The sequence below is a fragment of the Alteromonas alvinellae genome, assembly GCF_902705805.1.
The window spans coordinates 1-17,250 of record NZ_CACSIH010000135.1 but is presented as its reverse complement, the minus strand read 5'-3'; the positions used below and the strand labels follow the sequence as shown (position 1 = coordinate 17,250).

11 protein-coding genes are annotated in these 17,250 nt (G+C 42.1%); 7 read left to right on the top strand and 4 right to left on the bottom strand.

All coding sequences use genetic code 11. The features are described 5' to 3' along the window. Positions 1-17: 17 nt before the first annotated feature. Positions 18-1,241, bottom strand: coding sequence for a glycosyltransferase family 61 protein (locus tag ACX5KA_RS10330; protein WP_458731073.1), 1,224 nt, complete (start codon positions 1,239-1,241; stop codon positions 18-20). 117 nt (positions 1,242-1,358) lie between these two features. Between ACX5KA_RS10330 and ACX5KA_RS10325 the strand changes: the two genes are divergently transcribed. Further along, entirely contained in the window at positions 1,359-7,280 is a 5,922-nt protein-coding gene (locus ACX5KA_RS10325) for a COG1361 family protein (RefSeq protein ID WP_458731072.1), read from the top strand. 277 nt (positions 7,281-7,557) lie between these two features. Here the strand turns inward: ACX5KA_RS10325 and ACX5KA_RS10320 are convergent, their stop codons facing one another. Next, positions 7,558-8,595: a hypothetical protein gene (locus ACX5KA_RS10320; RefSeq protein WP_458731071.1), complete on the bottom strand. Its 1,038-nt coding sequence runs from the start codon at positions 8,593-8,595 to the stop codon at positions 7,558-7,560. Positions 8,596-8,754: 159 nt separating this feature from the next. On the opposite strand from ACX5KA_RS10320, the gene rfbA reads away from it, so the two are divergent. The 6 genes from rfbA to ACX5KA_RS10290 all read left to right on the top strand — a co-directional run bounded on the left by rfbA (position 8,755) and on the right by ACX5KA_RS10290 (position 15,268). Continuing rightward, positions 8,755-9,633, top strand: a complete 879-nt coding sequence (gene rfbA / locus ACX5KA_RS10315) for a glucose-1-phosphate thymidylyltransferase RfbA (RefSeq protein ID WP_015068195.1) — start codon at positions 8,755-8,757, stop codon at positions 9,631-9,633. 26 nt (positions 9,634-9,659) lie between these two features. Further along, a complete protein-coding gene (gene rfbC, locus ACX5KA_RS10310; protein ID WP_458731070.1) occupies positions 9,660-10,205 on the top strand; it encodes a dTDP-4-dehydrorhamnose 3,5-epimerase in 546 nt (181 codons plus the stop codon). Positions 10,206-10,228: 23 nt separating this feature from the next. Next, positions 10,229-11,098: a dTDP-4-dehydrorhamnose reductase gene (rfbD, locus tag ACX5KA_RS10305; RefSeq protein WP_458731069.1), complete on the top strand. Its 870-nt coding sequence runs from the start codon at positions 10,229-10,231 to the stop codon at positions 11,096-11,098. Positions 11,099-11,134: 36 nt separating this feature from the next. After that, positions 11,135-12,217 (top strand): dTDP-glucose 4,6-dehydratase, encoded by a 1,083-nt coding sequence (gene rfbB, locus ACX5KA_RS10300; protein WP_458731068.1) that lies wholly within the window; start codon positions 11,135-11,137, stop codon positions 12,215-12,217. 101 nt (positions 12,218-12,318) lie between these two features. Continuing rightward, on the top strand, positions 12,319-14,037 hold the full coding sequence (locus tag ACX5KA_RS10295; RefSeq protein WP_458731067.1) for a glycosyltransferase family 2 protein: 1,719 nt from the start codon (positions 12,319-12,321) through the stop codon (positions 14,035-14,037). Between the two features lie 43 nt (positions 14,038-14,080). Next, positions 14,081-15,268 carry a nucleotide sugar dehydrogenase gene (locus ACX5KA_RS10290; protein ID WP_458731066.1) on the top strand — a complete coding sequence of 396 codons (1,188 nt, stop codon included), beginning with the start codon at positions 14,081-14,083 and terminating at the stop codon, positions 15,266-15,268. A gap of 50 nt (positions 15,269-15,318) precedes the next feature. Here ACX5KA_RS10290 and ACX5KA_RS10285 read toward each other — a convergent pair whose 3' ends face one another. Both ACX5KA_RS10285 and ACX5KA_RS10280 read right to left on the bottom strand, forming a co-directional pair. Continuing rightward, positions 15,319-16,515 carry a glycosyltransferase family 2 protein gene (locus tag ACX5KA_RS10285; protein ID WP_458731065.1) on the bottom strand — a complete coding sequence of 399 codons (1,197 nt, stop codon included), beginning with the start codon at positions 16,513-16,515 and terminating at the stop codon, positions 15,319-15,321. A gap of 24 nt (positions 16,516-16,539) precedes the next feature. Next, positions 16,540-17,250, bottom strand: a 711-nt coding sequence (locus tag ACX5KA_RS10280; protein WP_458731064.1) for a mannose-1-phosphate guanylyltransferase/mannose-6-phosphate isomerase, incomplete at its 5' end; no start/stop codon positions are given.

Genomic DNA, 17,250 nt, shown 5'->3' with positions numbered 1-17,250 from the left:
TGGACTGGTCAACTCAATTAAACCACCTCATTATTTCCGTTTCTTAACGCATTGTTGAATAACGCCCGTTTCAATAAATGTCGGTTGTCTAAACCCAAACGTCTTAGCTTTTGAAGTAGTCGAAGCTTACCAATGTATCCTTTCCTTACTTCCGATGAAACTTTTAATGCTTTCACGTAACTGCGGGCATCTTCTAACTCTTCGGCAATAACACGGTACTTAAGTTCTTCTACGTGATGAGTGGTTTCAATAAATCCATTTTGTTTAAGCCCTTTTACCGTTTTATCAATATTGGCAAAGTATGCTTGCGCATTATTCGCGCGGCTTTGAACACGCTGATCCATGATTAATTCATCGTCGGTGTATAGGTCAGAATACTTTTTTTCAAGAAAGTTCTTTATATTAGGGTTAGTAGGGCGGCGCATTATCAGCGCCGCCTTGGCTGCTTGTTGCGGTAAAAGCTCCATTAAGTGCACGGCGCTACCTTCTTCCCAGATGATACGCTCTGCAGATGCCAACACCGCAAGTTGCTCTGCAAAACCAAGGTTTTCTGGGCACACTTCTTGGTACCCGTGATCAACTAAAAAGTCGGCGAAAGCATCCATTCCCGCCACTCTTCCTTTAAGTTTGTAGTTTCTTCTTGAAATAAATAATTTTTTATTAGCAGAGGGATTTGGCTCAGAGTTTTTAACAAGCGGGTTTTGGACAAGCCAATTTTGATACCAAGGCTTCACATCACCGTGAAATGACGCACCTTGTTCGGGTACGTAAATGTTTTCAACCTCCGTTACATCTGTAACTATTTTTACCTGAGACTTTTCTATTCCAAAAAGGGCAAGTACATCAAAAACAAAGGTTCCCCATTTTCCCATGTCGCTAAACCTTGGAGGCGGAAGGAAAATTAATCCGTCTACCTGATCTTTTAATTGACTCCATGCCCATAAGCGATGGCAGCTCTCAGCGATAAAGTGCCCAAAATGAGGTGCAAAAGTACCAGCGAAAAACCAGGTTCCTGTAAGTTCTTTATGACAAGTTGAACTCACTATTTCGCTTTGCAACTTACTATTTTGCAGTATGGTGTTGCTGTATTCGTGCCCAAAGAATTTACTTGCATTCCCGTTTTGCATTACACCTGCAGCGAAATACTCTCGCGAAAATGGCTTTCTTCCGAAATCAGACTCCTGTGTTTGCGGAATAATAAGTGCCGATGATAGGTGAGTGATGTGTTTGCCGTTTTCCATAGACCGTCGAAGAAATTTATTTTGCACAGTGTAACAAGTGTTTAGTTGTCAAAGTAGAGATGCTTTAAGTTAAAAGGGGAATTTTTGTTGATTTAATACCGTTTAATATTTAGTCTGTTGGCGTTTGATGTAAATGAAGTATCAGCAGATGTATCGCCTACTGCCAGTCACAAAGCAGATGGCGGTGTTGTATTACAGGGAGTGTGGTACAAGTCGATGACTTGCTTCATTAAAGCGTCGCTAACCCCTCCTAAGTACCTTAATAATAGATTACTGGAAACAGGGGTTATCATGGAACGCTCCCGCTATAGATCTTTCTTTATCAATCGTAGTGCTATGAATATATGGCTACGTATATCAATTCTCTTGCTTCTTGCCAGCTCTGTACAGCTTGTAAATGCTTTAGAAGTAGAAACTTCTCTCGACAACAAGATAAAGCGAGAAGAAGGCCATCTAATATATAAAGTTGCGGTAACTAATACCGATGCAACAACACGAAATGATGTAACACTCACATTGTCTTTACCTACTGGGCTCGAGTTCAGAGGGTATAGCTCGTTGCCAGCATATAGCTGTGGTTATTGTAATGGTGTGGTCAGCTACAATATGGGTACGTTAACCCAAGGACAAACTAAACTCTTTGTTTTCCTTCTTTATTCTAACAATGCCTTTGATGATAACTTCGGGAATGATATGACGTTGTCTGCGTCAGTTACCCATGGTAGTAATGCTTCACCTGAAACCGCATCATCGGTAGTTAGTTATGTTGAGGAAGAAAGCATATTACTGAAAACTGCGGCAGACAAAGAATTTGTCAAGGCGGGTGAGGAACTAACCTTTGAGGTTGCAGTTGGAAATATTGGCTCCTCTGGTTTTGCGGGAAGCTATATTACGGCAACTATGCCTCAAGGAACGAGTTTTGTCAGTGCTTCTAACGGTGGTACGCTTCAGGGCTCTACAGTGGTATGGCAAAGTTCAGCTGTTCTTGGTGCTGGAAGCGGTGAAAAACGGTTTTTTACAGTAAAACTGCCAAATGATGCAAGCAATGGTGATATTTATAAAACTTCCGTTGCGTGGTCACGAAACAGTAGTTTAAGCGCATCTCAGACTTCTGAGAGCATGGTAATTGTTCGTAATAGTAATACTAGTACTTTTGCCGTATCTGTTTTCGGCGATACGTCCATGACAGACCAAGCAACTGATATTAGGTTTACAGTAGTTAACAACAGCAACGAAATTCTTTCTAATGCAACATTGAATATTAAGCCTGGAGCATATAGTCGAATTGAATTAGGGCGAGTTCGTCCTGCAAGTGCGGCTTCATCTACTAGCACCGTCTATTCAGACCGTTGGACAGGTTTAAAAGTAGAGGAGCTTCTTCCTGGCGAATCAACTAGTGTATTAGTGCCCATCTCTGCTTACCGAATAATAGATGGGGTGCCATTTGACTTCTTTTCTGTTTTGCAAAATGAAAGCGGAGAAGTCCTACAATCGAACAACACTACATTTTTATGGAATGACGAGCAATCAATCAGAATGAGTGTGTCTGCGGACAAGCAGAAAATAGAGGCAGGAGAGTTTTTCGAGTATGAATTAAGCTTTGGAAACCTGACTGATACGGCTTATCAGAATGTTGTAATCTCATTAGATATACCAAGTGAAGTCGAAGTGGTTTCGGCAAGCGACAGCGGTGTGGTTTCTGGCTCTTCAGTAAATTGGGAAGTAGGAACGCTGAGCGGACGAGATAGCGGAAAGAGACTTTTGAAAGTAAAAGCGCCTGAAGATATTTCTGCGGGCGCGTTACTGTCGGCAAGTGCAACATTGCACAACGGCAGTCTTGGAATTTCAAGATCTAGCGAAGTAGTGTCAGTGGTCGCTGAACGACCTCTCGATTTATATGTTGCTCAAATAGGTGACGTTCGCTCACCGGCGCAGTTCAACTACCTAAGATATGTAGTAACTAACACCAGTGCCATCACCCGTACAGATGTGAAATTAGATATATCACCATCTGTAGGCTCGAGAATAGCGGGCAACGATAGCTACCCCGCAGCACCAAATTCAGGGTATTACTATTCATCAAATTGGCCAACGTTTGATATTGGTAGCTTGGCGCCTGGTGAGGAATATATATTAACTGTTCCAGTTAGTGGCTATAGACAAACAGATGGAGCTCCGTGGATCAGTGATGCAATTGTGAGTGACTCTATTAGTGCATTCGTGCAAGGCACAAAGCCTTCAACGTTGTATAGTCAAACTAATTCAGTTTCTTTTACAATAGCGACAGATAAACAAATAGTGATGCCTGGAGAGTTGGTAACTTTTGAAATAGGCATCGGAAATATTGGAGAGGTTACACTTCAAAACCTTGAAATACCTTTAGAGCTTCCTGGAGAAGTAACAGCACAAACAGCTAGCAATGGGGCTACTATCAATGGCTCTAATGTTCTTTGGGAGTTAGGCAGCATAGCCTCGGGTGAGTCAGTTAAGCGGTTTATTACTGTGAAAGTGGATGATGATCTGACGGAAGGCGAAGCGTTCAAGCTAGTCTCTCGACTTCAGAATGGCGCCAAAACATTTGCCCGCGCATCTGAAATTTTAGTTGTCTCAGATGCCATGCCACTTACGCTTACGTCAACAAGCACTGGCGATAGCCGAACTCCCGCACATTATGGATACAGTAAATATGTAATTACTAATCCAGGCAGCACAACGAGAACGGATGTCCAACTAGCGGTATCAGTTGATGCTGGTGAACGAGTGTACGGTACACAAACGTATCCTTATATAAATAACAATACGTATTACGCCACAGACTGGATAAAGTTCGACTTTGACAGTATCGCGCCTGGAGAATCGAAGGTTATTTTCTTACCCTTGAATACATATCAGCAGGTTGACGGTAAACCGTGGGTTAAAAATGCGGTTCTTTCAGATAGCCTTGATAATTTTATTCAAAGCGCCAGAACAACTTTCTCTTACGATGGTGAGCGCACTATCAGTAGTCATCTGTCTGCGTCTCACTCCGTAGTGGCGAAAGGAGAGGCTGTATCCTTTGAAGTCTCATACGGAAATGAATCTGATACCAATATGCAAAACCTCGTGCTCCAAATAGATATTCCACAGGGGCTGACAATAGATAGCATTGCTGATGGAGGAAGTTTGAATGGCGATACACTTCAATGGGAGCTATCTACACTAACAGCTGGCTATGCTGCAAAACGCAGTTTCACTGCAACTTTAAATGATTCTGCAACTAACGGTGAAACATTGGTTGTCTCGTCAAGCATACTTCAAGGAAGTGAATCGCTAACGCGAAGTAGCGAGAGTTTAGTGGTTAAAGATGAAACCCCATTACAGCTTGATATTTCATATAACCAAGGCTTAACACGTTACACTATTAGCAATACTGACACAGTTAGTCATGCTGATGTTGCTTTGACAATTCAAGCTGGGAATTACTCTAGGTTTCATACTAATAGTTCTATCCCTCAACTAGGCAGCTCGACCAAGTATGCGAATGATCGCACAGTCTATGAATTTGGAGAGTTGGATCCCGGGGAAACAAGAGTTGTTATAGTCCCCTTTTATGGCTATAACCCAGAAGCGGGGGGGGTGTCAGTTAGTCATGCTATGTTAGAAAGCTCTACTGCTGATTATGTGCAGTCAGCTACCCCAGCGCTTTTATACACCAGTGAACTGGGGGGCTCTCTGCCAAACCTTTCTCTCAATACTGCAAGCCACCATGTTACAGCCGGCGGCGAAATCGACTTCGATATTGTGCTTGGTAACCCTAGCGAAGGAATAGTAGAGAGCGCGATGTTGCAGCTTACTATTCCCAGTAATGCAGAGTTTGTAAGTGCTAGTGGCGTTTATGAAGTCATTGATAACATTGTTTATTGGCCATTAGGTAATATGCCTGCGGGTAATTGGCATCAGCTTTCCTTAAAACTAAAAACTGATGATAGTTTAGTAGCAGGAGATGTTATACAAACTCACAGCAGAATTGTTACTAATACCGCAACAAGAACGATGGCAGTTGCTTCAGCAGTTAATGTTATTCAAGGGCGCCAACTTTCACTTAGTGCATCTCAAACTGTGGGATACCCGCTTCTGCAAGGTGCTCAGATGCAAGTTTCGATAGGCGTAAACAACAATAAGCTTACTGAATTGGCAGATGTTGAGCTGTACTATATGCCTCCTGCGGGAGCCTTTGTTTACAGCAGAGATATTGAAGGTGGCTCGTGTACAACCAGTTCAACGTGTTACTTCAGAGATTGGGTGAAGTGGGACTTAGCCAACATGAGCGGTCAGTCTGAAGCCGCGGTATCTATCGCACCATCGCTTCTAACTAATAGTAATCGTGCATTGGCAGGAGCTGTCGTTACTTCAACACTGTATGCTGATCACAGTTCGCAGGGAATGTCTCCCGCTGTTATTAATATCTCGTACGGTGTAGGTAACACGTATGAAATCGATACAAACCATGACAGTGATGGAGATGGGATCCCAGACTTTTGGGAACTGCGTTACTCACACTTAGCAAATTGGCTAGATTCATCAGACGCCGATGATGATCTTGATGGTGATGGTTATACCAATTTGCAGGAATATCTGAATGGATTGTCGCCTGATATTCGCGATCCTAAAGATACAGACTTCGATAACCTGCTGGATAGCGTTGAACTTGCTCTTGGTCTTGACCCCTTAAGTGACGATAGCGATGGGGATGGCCTTGTCGACAGATTAGACAATTGGCCTTCAAAATTTAATGAAGTTCAATCGGGCCTTGTAGATGTTCTTCGCCTTGGTGACATCAATAATGATGGTGCAGATGATTTTGCATTAATAAAAGTTGAAGATGGTGTTGTGTCAGCATCGGTTATGAGTGGGGCTGACAATACTTTGTCTCATACCGTAAATTGGCAAGGACCGTATCAAGATGTACAGGCTTATATTCTTGATGACATCAATAACAACGGTAGCTTAGAGATTGGTATATTCGGCATGCTGAATACAGAAGATGCGCTAGGTAACGCTGTTATTAAACCACAGCTATTTGTTAAAGATAGCATGACAGGGAACCGTGTTAATGTTTATAACTGGGCAGCAAACTGGTTAGAAACATCTCTAGTTGTATTAGACGATGTAACAGGCGATGGTGTTCGAGACTTTGGTATGCAAGGCCGATTTATTGTTGAAGGCGCTCGCCCCCAGCTATTTGTTAAGGACGCTGTTTCAGGTAACAACGTAACCACCTATGGATACCCTAACTTATTTAAAAAACCCCAGTTTTATCGATTGAGTGACGTAAACGGTGATGGTGTAGATGAAGTGGGGCTGTTTGGAGAGATTGAGCGAAACGGTAAAGTTCAAATTAAAATTACTGATGGCACCGACTCTAGAAGTAAACTTCGGGCATACAATTTTGCCAATAAGTGGTCTAACGTAAGTTGGCATCGTCTTTCAGATATAAATGGTGATGGAGAAGATGATTGGGGGATGTTTGGAACCAGAAAAGATGACAATAAACCTCAGTTGTTTACCAAAAGTGGTGTGTCAACATCTGGCTCATTAGGTATTTACACATGGCCAGAAGACTTAGAGTCTACTTCATTCCACATTATTCCTGACTTTACAGGTGACAATGTTGACGAACTCGCTGTTGGTGGTTTTAGAACAAGTGCAGGTCGGTATCAGTTAACAGTGCGTGATGGTGTAAGCCGGTCGAACACGCTAGTGAACTACGGCTGGCCAAGTAATTGGACTGAGGTCACATTCGAAGTGGTGGGTGATTTAACCAATGATAGTATTAGTGAAGTACTCTTATTTGGCCTAAGAAGCAACGGTAATTACGAGTTAAATATCAAAGATGGTAATGCTTCAAATGGTATTTATTCGTCTGTTAATTTGGGAAGTGACTGGAGTGAAAAGCCGTCTATTGAGCTAATTGGCGACGTTGACTTTGATGGAACGCCCACCATTGTTGTTTATGGGAAGACGAAGAGCGGTGATAGTACTTACCAATTAGTTGATTAAATAATTAGCTTGTTACACAAATAAGCCCGCTTGGATAGTGGCTTGAAATTAGTGATAAACCCCTCCTAAGTGAGGGGTTTATTTTTTCCGCAAATGACAGCAACGATAACAGCGTGACTTTCGATCTAAAATGTAGTGGAGCTTAGTTCTGAAAAGTCTTCGCCGCTTATTATCGTTACTTTTCGGTAAAGAGGGGATGTTGTGATACTGTTTACGATCATGTCATTTTCATCGTCTTGATTTACATCGTAAAATTCAATTTTTACCTCAACCCAACTTAATTTAAAAACTCTTTGTGTTTCATATAAAAACGACTGAATAATTCGGCTATATCTCGCTTTGAAATATTAGTTTCGTTATTTAATGCAGTACCCTTCGACTCCTCAACAGTGAGTTCGCTGAACAAAGGCTTGCCTTCGAAGTACGCTGCTTCTACTTCCTTATTCGATGCTTTGTAAAATTTTAAAATTTCGTCGCGCCTTTCTTTACTAAAGCGGTAGACTTGTTTTTTTCCCTCTGGCGGAAGGCTTCTAGTAACCGCATCAAGAAACAATACTCGCTGATTTGCAAGGATTGGGCTAATCTTGGGAGTGTTGCAAAGGCGGGCAAGTTCGATAACGCTAGCTGGCCACGAAAGGTTCTGATTCTCACTTTTAAGTTGCAAGGCACTTCCATCTATCCCTGTAACATCGAAAAAAGAATTAAGCAGACCTTTTTGTTGCACCTCTGTTTCATAGTCTTTTACTACTAGCGACGATTTATCGAAAAACGATGACCACCGATTAAGGAGTAATGAAAAGTCGTAGCGCTCTCTTAGTTTTATGTGGCTTTCGAAAAAAGCATCGAAACCAATGTTTCCTCCCGCCTTTATAATTGTCGAGTAACTCGATTCCATAAACTTATCTTGACGACGCAGGAATATAATTATCTTTATGTTGAAGAGCGAGGATAACTGATTCAGTTTCGCTTTAAGGTAAGTAAGCCCTTTGTCTTTTGTTCTAGAGCTGAAGTGTTCCGCACTTATAATGATGTCTTTGTCAGTATTCGTTTTGGCTAAATCAATGAAGCTGTTCCAAACTGAATCTGGGTCAATTGCTTCGTTGCCAGGGTAATAGTCAGCCCTAGGCTTGTCGGGATAATCAAAGGGCTGAAGTGCTGCAGGCAACAAAAGTTGCGCAAATTTCAACTTGCCCAATTCAGGATAAAAGATTCCCTGCTTCAATAGCGCTTGACGGTTGTCTGCTAAAACATTTTGAATGCTCGTTGTTCCAGTTTTTTCACATCCAATGTGAAGATACAAGGTTCTTTTACTCATGAATTCCAACGTTTAATTATTAATTTGCTTAGTGTTTATTTATCGACTGATGCTCAACAGATTTGAAGGTTGTTTCAGGCTGGGCTTGAGCGTAAAATTTCGTTACCATAGCTTGATAATACTATCGTATAGCAAAAATTTATAGAACAAAGGCTTTGTATGAGAAAAGGAATAATTCTAGCGGGTGGGTCAGGTACTCGCCTGCACCCATTAACGAAAGTAGTCAGTAAACAGTTAATGCCTGTATACGACAAGCCGATGATTTACTATCCGCTTACTACCCTTATGATGTCGGGTATCAGAGATGTTCTCATCATAACCACTCCCGAAGAGCAGCAGCGTTTTATCGACCTTATCGGTGATGGTTCGTCTTTGGGTATGAATATTCAATATGCGGTTCAGCCATCGCCCGATGGTTTAGCTCAAGCATTTTTAATTGGCGAAGACTTCATTGGCAACGACAGCTGCTCATTGGTACTAGGTGATAATATTTACTATGGTCACGACCTGAAAATATCGTTACAAAATGCATTCAAACAAGAGCATGGCGCTACGGTATTTGGCTATCATGTGCACGACCCAGAGCGTTACGGTGTTGTAGACTTCGATGAAAATTGGAACGCGCTTTCAATAGAAGAAAAGCCTGAAGTTGCTAAGTCTAACTATGCAGTGACGGGTTTATATTACTACGACAACCGTGTAGTAGACTTTGCGAAAGAAGTTAAACCTTCGCATCGCGGTGAGTTAGAAATTACCGATTTGAACAACCTATATCTTCAAGATGGCTCACTTAAAGTTGAGTTGATGGGGCGGGGTTCTGCTTGGCTAGATACAGGTACGCTCGATTCATTGCTTGATGCAGCAAACTTCGTTGCCGCTATTGAAAAGCGTCAAGGGTTGAAAGTGTGCTGCCCAGAAGAAGTGGCATTCCGAATGGGATACATTGATGCTGAACAACTAGAAAAGCTAGCAGCGCCACTTAAGAAGAGCGGTTACGGTGATTACTTGCTGAAAGTTATTCACGACCGCGTTAAATAAATATCAAGAACGGATATATTTTTTCTATGCAAGCAATTAGTACAGATATCCCTGACGTTAAAATCATCGAACCAAAAGTATTTGGCGATGAGCGAGGTTTTTTTCTAGAAACCTTTCGTACAGACTGGTTTAAAAAAGAGTGCGCGGATGTAGATTTTGTTCAAGATAACCACTCTAAATCTAGCCAAGGTATTCTGCGCGGTCTTCATTATCAAATGGAGCAAACTCAAGGCAAATTGGTACGTGTAGTTAGCGGTGAAGTGTACGATGTAGCCGTAGATATGCGTAAGAACTCACCTACTTACGGTAAGTGGGTAGGCGTTACTTTGTCTGCTGAAAACAAGCGTCAGTTGTGGGTTCCTGCAGGCTTTGCCCACGGTTTCTACGTAACCAGCGAATCTGCTGAGTTCGTGTATAAGTGCACAGACTATTATCACCCAGAATCTGAAATATCGGTCAAGTATGACGACCCAACGTTAAATATTGACTGGCCTTTAGTAAATGGTGAAAAGCCTTCTTTATCAGGTAAGGATGAAGCTGGGGTGGCATTTGTAGACGCGCCTACATTTTAATCGTCATTAGGTACTAGCGATAAATGAATATTGTAATTATAGGTAAGTCTGGGCAGCTGGCGTTTGAGCTTTCTCGAACGCTTAAAAATAGCGATCACCATATAACGTTTTTAGGGCGCGATGATATTGATATTACGAGTAGCGATAGTATTGACGCTACTTTAACGTCTTTATCAGTTGATATTTTGATAAACGCGTCTGCTTATACAGCTGTTGATAAAGCCGAAGAAGATACCGAAGCGTGTAGCGCTATTAATACGCTTGCCGTTAAGAATTTAGCTAGTTTTTGTAAAGCTAACGGCGCGTTTATGGTGCATGTGTCTACCGACTATGTCTTTAATGGTCATAAAGGCTCGCCTTACTTAACTGATGACCCAATTGAGCCGCAAGGTGCGTATGGCAAATCAAAGGCTGAAGGTGAGCAAGCGCTGCTTGAAACACTGCCAGAAGCTAGCTGCTTAATCCGCACGGCTTGGGTGTATTCATCGCATGGGAATAACTTTGTGAAAACCATGCTGCGCTTAATGGCAGATAAACCCCAGTTGGGCGTAATAGATGATCAAGTCGGTACGCCTACGTGGGCGAAAGGTTTGGCTGAAGCTTGTGTTTCTGCCGCTGAAAATAAAACAGCCGGTGTTTACCACTGGACCGATGAAGGTGTAGCAAGCTGGTACGATTTTGCGCTAGCTATTCAAGAGCTAGGCGTTGAAAAAGGGTTGCTAGATAAATCAATTCCAGTATTGCCTATTCCGTCCAGCCAGTACCCAACGCCTGCGAAGCGCCCTCATTACAGCGTATTAGATAAGCAAACTGCGCGGGAAGCATTTGCGTCGTGCAAGCCTACCCACTGGCGTAAGCAGTTAGCCTGCATGTTAGACGAACTGAAAGCCTAATCGGCAATAACAGAATTATATTTTTGGTAAAAGAAAATGAGTAAAACTATTTTAGTAACAGGTGGCGCGGGTTTTATTGGCTCTGCAGTAGTTCGTCATCTTATAAACGACACTGACCATACCGTGGTGAATTTAGATAAGCTAACATACGCGGGCAACTTAGAGTCGCTAGTTTCAGTGTCAGACAGCGACCGTTACAGTTTTGAGCAAGTTGATATTTGTGATGCTGATGAAGTAAAGCGCGTGTTCAACACGCACCAGCCAGATATCATTATGCACCTTGCGGCTGAATCTCATGTAGACCGTTCAATTGATGGTCCAGGCGAGTTTATTCAAACTAATGTAGTAGGCACGTATACCTTGCTTGAACAAGCAAGAGCATACTGGTCAGCACTTGAAGGCGATAAAAAAGCCGGGTTTAAGTTCCATCACATTTCTACTGATGAAGTATACGGCGATCTTCCTCACCCGGATGAAGTAGAGCCAGGAACTGAGCTTCCATTGTTTACAGAAACTACACCGTATGCACCAAGCTCGCCTTACTCTGCGAGTAAAGCAAGTTCAGATCAGCTTGTTCGTTCGTGGCTTCGCACATACAAGTTGCCAACGCTTGTAACTAACTGCTCGAATAATTACGGCCCGTATCATTTTCCTGAAAAGCTTATTCCATTAGTTATTCTAAATGCGCTAGCTGGAAAGCCACTGCCTGTTTATGGCAAAGGTAACCAAATACGTGATTGGTTGTATGTGGAAGACCATGCGCGAGCGCTAGTTGTAGTAGCGCTTAATGGCGAGATAGGCGAAACTTATAACATTGGTGGGCACAACGAAAAGCAGAACATTGAAGTGGTGCAAACCATTTGCGCTATTTTGGATGAAGTTAAGCCGAAAGATAGTAAATACGCCGAGCAAATCACTTACGTTCAAGACCGCCCAGGGCATGATATGCGCTATGCCATTGATGCTAGCAAAATTGAGCGTGAGCTAGGATGGAAGCCACAAGAAACCTTTGAAAGTGGTATTCGTAAAACCGTTGAATGGTATTTAGCAAATGAAGGCTGGTGGAAAGCGGTGCTTGACGGTAGTTACCAAGGTGAGCGCTTAGGTACAGGTAGCTGATACTTGGCACTTTAATTCGTGATATAATAAAAAGCCGCAAAATTGCGGCTTTTTTTGTTGGTGTGTTGTTAGATATCGCTGTTAGGGATTCAATTAGCTGTATGAAGAAATTGGCCATGTTAACCGTTAAAGGGGCTGTTGGTTTAGTACCTAAAGCGGTAAGAAACAAGCTGAAAAGCAACCATAAACTCACTGAGTTTTATAGCCGCTCTTTACAGCGTTCAGGCCTTTTTTACGGCTTCCCTTCTGAAAAAAAACGTATGGCTTTGTATAGTGCTTACCTCAAACAGCAGGCGCAGTACTTCCAAGAGCTGGCTTCTATTGACAAAAATGGTCGCGAAATTCACGCGCTTATCTTTGGGGCAAAAAATCTATCTTTAACGTTAGATTCGCTTAACCGGGTAGGCGTAAACTATGAACGTATTTGCGTGGTAGCTGAAAGCAGTGTTGACGAGTCAGTGCGTTATGCCGCAACAGTTTCTGAAGCGGTGGATGATTTATCTGAATCGACGCGGCTTTTGCTTTTAAATAGCGGAGATACGATAAACAAAGAGTCTTTTGAAACGTTTCTAAAATGCGACAATGGCGCCGATATTGTTTACTGTGATACAGATAGGATTGACGCTAAAGATCGAAGAGTCTCTCCTCACTTTTTGCCCGACTGGAATCCTGACCTTCAACTTTCTACGGGGTATATTTTTACAGGCGTAATGTGTAACGCTGCTTTGGTGAAACAAAGTGCGGTAAGCGCTTTGACAGTTGCAGGGCTAGTTACAGAGTTATGGATAAAACTGCCGCATTTATCAGTTGAACATGTTCCGTATACACTAATTCATCGCTCACCTAATAAAAAGATTACGCTTGAGGCTCTGGCAGATATAAGAACGGTTATAGAATGTTTTACTTCTGCGACGCCATCTTATAACGAAGAACTCGCTGTAAATACTATCCAATGGCCTGTTGAATCAGAGCCTTTAGTCTCTCTTATTATTCCTACTAAAAATGGCAAAGCGCTCGTTAAAGCTTGTATCGATTCGATATTAAATAAAACCGTATATCAAAATTATGAAATATTGCTCATCGATAATGGATCTGATGAAAAAGAAAGTCTCGACTATTTTGCTAAGTTAGAGAAGCACTCCAAAATCCGTGTTCTTCGTTACCCTGGAGCATTCAATTATTCCGCTATTAACAATTTTGGCGTACAACATGCTTGTAAAACTAGTTCGATAATAGGGCTTATCAATAATGATATTGAAGTAATAAACCCTCATTGGCTATCAAGCATGGTAGGGCATGCGGCACGGGACGATATTGGGTGTGTTGGGGCTAAACTGTTGTACTCTGATGGCAGAATACAGCATGCTGGCGTTGTACTCGGGTACGGTGGTGGTGCAGGCCATGCACATAAATATTTCCCGAGGTATCACCCTGGGTATATGAAGCGTTTAATTGCAACGCAGAATTACTCTGCAGTTACGGCGGCTTGTTTGTTAGTAAAGAAATCGTTGTTTGTAGACGTTAACGGATTGAATGAAAAAGATCTAACCGTAGCCTTTAATGACGTAGACTTTTGCCTGCGAGTCAGAGAGACCGGTGTACGAAATGTTTACTGCGCTGAAGCCGAGCTATATCATCATGAGTCGGTGAGTAGAGGGTTAGACCACGCGCCGGAAAAAGCAGCAAGGTTTAATCGCGAACTAGAATTTTTAAAACAACAGTGGGGCAAGTATATACAGCATGACCCCGCGTATAGCCCAAACCTTACACTTATGCGTGAGAACTTTTCCATCAAATCGAAAGAAGAGTTTTCAAGTTAGAAATAGCTTTAAATAAATTAGAAAGTTGGAACTTGTTAGATAAATGGAATCAACAATGAGCAAATACAAAATAGCAGTAGCTGGTACGGGGTACGTAGGCTTATCTAACGCAGTGCTACTAGCACAACACAATGAAGTGAAAGCGGTCGATTTGGTACCTGAAAAAGTCGAAATGCTTAATAAAAAAGCGTCTCCAATTGAAGACAAAGAGATTTCAGAATATCTAGCGACAAAAGAGCTTAACCTTGAAGCTACGTTAGATGCACAACTAGCGTATAAAGACGCAGACTACGTTATTATTGCAACACCAACCGATTACGACCCACAAACAAACTACTTCAACACAGGTAGTGTAGAAGCGGTTATCAAAACGGTAATGGAAATTAACCCTAATGCCGTGATGGTTGTTAAATCGACCGTGCCAGTAGGGTTCACTAAAGACGCAAAAGCACGCTTCGGTACCGAAAACCTAATCTTCTCTCCAGAGTTCTTACGTGAAGGTAAAGCACTTTACGATAACCTTCACCCTAGCCGTATTATTGTGGGCGAGCGTAGCGAGCGTGCAGAAGTGTTTGCTAAGTTACTTCAACAAGGTGCTATAAAAGAAGATATTGATGTGTTGTTTACCGACAGCACTGAAGCTGAAGCGATTAAGCTATTCGCCAACACATACTTAGCAATGCGTGTGGCTTATTTTAATGAGTTGGATAGCTATGCAGAACGAAACGGTTTAGACACCAAACAAATTATTGAAGGTGTAGGCTTAGACCCTCGCATTGGTAAGCATTACAACAACCCAAGCTTCGGCTATGGTGGTTACTGCTTGCCTAAAGATACTAAGCAGTTACTGGCTAACTACAGTGAAGTGCCGAATAACATGATTCAGGCCATTGTAGATGCCAACCGCACCCGTAAAGATTTTATTGCTGATTCAATCGTAAGCCGTGGCCCTAAGATTGTTGGCATATACCGCCTTATAATGAAGACCGGTTCAGACAATTTCCGCGCCAGTGCTATTCAAGGCATCATGAAGCGTATTAAGGCGAAAGGTATTGAGGTTGTGGTTTACGAGCCAGTACTTAAAGAAGAAGAGTTCTTCCGCTCTCGTGTTGTAAATGACCTAGAAGAATTTAAGAAAATTTCTGACGTTATCGTAGCCAACCGTGTAACGGGCGATATCGAAGACGTACTAGATAAAGTATACAGCCGCGACTTGTTCAACGCTGATTAAACATAAATTATGGGGTCAGAGTCAAGACTCTGACCCTGTTTTAAGCGTACTTAGCAAATACCACTGTTTGCAAGTTCATTGTCATAATATTTAAGCTTCTCAATTATTCTCGGTCCTTCTGGACGCAGCTTTAGAGCCATTTGCATAAGTCTACGAGCTTCTTTAAGAGAGTAGTGCTCGCAAGAAATGGCGAGGTCTCTTATTTTCTCAACATTATTTACATATGATGATACTAGTTCGTCATGATGCTTGATAAATGCATTTTCTACTTCCTTACAGCTGACGTTAGCAAACAGTTTAAGCAGCGGCTTATGGTGAGTTGACAAAAAAGAAGATAGGTAAGAGATACTCTTAAGATACCGCTCCTCAACAAACTTTTGTGACTTCAAGCGGAGCTGCTCAAGATCAAGTTCTTCCATAAATTCACGCCGTTTTGACTCATAGCTCAGCCATTGTTCGTGCTCAAGTACTACGGTTACTAGGCTCTCCTTTCTAGCTCTTGGAAGGCCATGTCTGTTTGTTTTGAACGGAATTTCAGCACCAGACATTCTACCGGTAGCTAATGTCGACACATATTCCATCGGTGACCTGAAAAGTCGATGACATATAAATGCTGGGCTATAGATACTTTTCTTTGAATGCTCAGAAATGTTGGGATCTTCTTCCCATGGTGTAGTATCAACGTTGATGTAACGGTTTTGTTTTAGTAAAGGTTGGTGCAACCGGACTTTTTTAATTCCGTTAGTTACAGGAAAAATCGATTTTACTAATCTAGAGCGCTCGCCAATAAATGTATTATCCAGCATTTCGAATGCGTTTGCTTTTGGGTATTCATTCAACCATGAGAATGAGACTCCTTCACCTTGAGGAACGGTTCCAAGATAATCAGATATCGTTACCGAAACGTCTTCGTGTACCCAAAATTCATCGATATCTAAAAACATGATGTGGGTGACACATTTATTTGTATCGTTCAACGTACGCTCTAAAGCATTTGCGTATGCAAGATATTGAAACTTTTTATTCGCAGAGCCTGGTACCCAATCAACAAAATCAGAATTTGTATACGATACTTGTGGAAACCTTTTGCTTATGCGTTCAACAATTTCTCGGCTATTGTCTGTAGTTCTGTTTATCAAAATTTCGATTTCATCGAAACCTTTATACAAATGATGGAAGATCCATTCAGCTAAATATGCGCCTTCATCCTTTGCAACTGCAATAATTTTTGTCCTAATGGAATTCAAGCTTGTTTCCTTCAAATTTCTTACTTATTTGTCAGAGCGCCCATACCTATCAGAAAAACGAACAATGTCGTCCTCTCCAAGGTAAGCGCCCGATTGTACCTCAATGAGTTCCAGTGGAATCTTTCCTGGGTTTTCTAACGCGTGAACCGCGCCGATAGGAATGTAGACCGACTCGTTTTCTGTTAGCATTTGCGTTTCATCACCAATGGTCACATTAGCAGTACCAGACACTACCACCCAATGCTCAGCTCTATGGTGATGCATTTGTACAGATAGCTTTTCGCCTGGCTTCACGGTTATGCGTTTAACTTTAAATCGCCCGCCATTGTCGATTGAATCGTAACTTCCCCAAGGCCTAAACACTTCGCGGTGGAATTCAAACTCGGGGCGTTTTTCAGCTTTCAGTTTGTTTACCACTGTTTTGATATGTTCGGCATCTTTCTTATTTGCCACCATAACAGCGTCTTTGGTTTCAACAACCACAACATCTTCCAAGCCAATAACTGCCACTAAACTATGTTCTGCATTTACGTAGCTGTTTTTGGTACCTTCTAATAGCGTATCGCCTTTGGTGACATTACCGTTTTCGTCTTTATCACCCGTTTCCCACAAGGATGACCAACTACCTACGTCTGACCATCCCGCATCTAATGTTACCATTGCAGCTTCTGTTGTTTTTTCCATTACCGCGTAGTCAATAGAGTCGCTAAGGCGTGTTGATCTTTCGTGATTAGT

Excerpts from the sequence above, each read along its gene's own strand:
- ACX5KA_RS10330 (WP_458731073.1), bottom strand. The coding sequence starts at position 1,241 with ATGGAAAACGGCAAACACATCACTCACCTATCATCGGCACTTATTATT.
- ACX5KA_RS10320 (WP_458731071.1), bottom strand. The coding sequence starts at position 8,595 with ATGAGTAAAAGAACCTTGTATCTTCACATTGGATGTGAAAAAACTGGA.
- rfbA (WP_015068195.1), top strand. The coding sequence starts at position 8,755 with ATGAGAAAAGGAATAATTCTAGCGGGTGGGTCAGGTACTCGCCTGCAC.
- rfbC (WP_458731070.1), top strand. The coding sequence starts at position 9,660 with ATGCAAGCAATTAGTACAGATATCCCTGACGTTAAAATCATCGAACCA.
- rfbD (WP_458731069.1), top strand. The coding sequence starts at position 10,229 with ATGAATATTGTAATTATAGGTAAGTCTGGGCAGCTGGCGTTTGAGCTT.
- rfbB (WP_458731068.1), top strand. The coding sequence starts at position 11,135 with ATGAGTAAAACTATTTTAGTAACAGGTGGCGCGGGTTTTATTGGCTCT.
- ACX5KA_RS10295 (WP_458731067.1), top strand. The coding sequence starts at position 12,319 with ATGAAGAAATTGGCCATGTTAACCGTTAAAGGGGCTGTTGGTTTAGTA.
- ACX5KA_RS10290 (WP_458731066.1), top strand. The coding sequence starts at position 14,081 with ATGGAATCAACAATGAGCAAATACAAAATAGCAGTAGCTGGTACGGGG.